Raw genomic sequence first — 697 nt, 5'->3', positions numbered from 1 at the left:
TAGACCGTGTAAGAGATACGATTAACAGTTCTTTTGCAGGTGCGGGTCGTTATGGGTCCGGTGCACATGCAGGTGTATTGGCAAATGAACTTGGTGCTTTGTCCACAAGTGCTACAGCAGACCAGTATAATCGTGATGCGGATCGCATGATGCAAGCCAATGCCATGATAGACCAAGCCAATCAAAATCAGTTGGGAGCATCAAATAACTTCTTGCAGGGTTATGGCAATGCCTATTCCAATGCCATACAGGGGGGAGGTGTGCTTGATAATTACAATCAGAGAGTTGTTGATGCCAATCGTGAACGTTGGCTGGAGCAAGACAATAGCGGCTGGAATAGGTTGAATATGCTTATGAACGCCGGTCATGGCTTTGCAAGGAATTACGGCACGACGACGAATAATAATACAGCCTCTATGATGCAAGGCAACGACCCTTGGAAGAACGCTATAGGGATTTTAGCTGGTATTTCTGGTTTTGCAGGAAAAAAGTGAGGTAGTTATGCAAAATAGTAACGATAACATTTTATCAAGACTTCTTAAGTCTATGCATGTAATGAGCCAATATGTACCACGTATACGTTTCAACGATCTAGAAGACGCCAAACAACAGGCAAATAATTTACCTTATTTAACCCCTTCTTCCCCTATAGCAACTTTTGGTTCACAATCAAATCCTTTAGGTTTAGCTAAAAATA

The 697-nt window shown here is 42.3% G+C and carries 2 pseudogenes; both read left to right on the top strand.

The window, feature by feature from the left end:
- Window positions 1-494 (top strand): annotated as a pseudogene (locus tag ACFIKG_RS09655) (hypothetical protein); the annotation flags it as partial.
- 7 nt (window positions 495-501) lie between these two features.
- Window positions 502-697 (top strand): annotated as a pseudogene (locus ACFIKG_RS09650) (hypothetical protein); the annotation flags it as partial.

Origin of the sequence: Bartonella sp. LB28NMGDW, from assembly GCF_042194435.1 — a bacterium.
Classification (GTDB): domain Bacteria; phylum Pseudomonadota; class Alphaproteobacteria; order Rhizobiales; family Rhizobiaceae; genus Bartonella; species Bartonella grahamii.
This window is presented reverse-complemented; position numbering and strand designations above follow the sequence as displayed.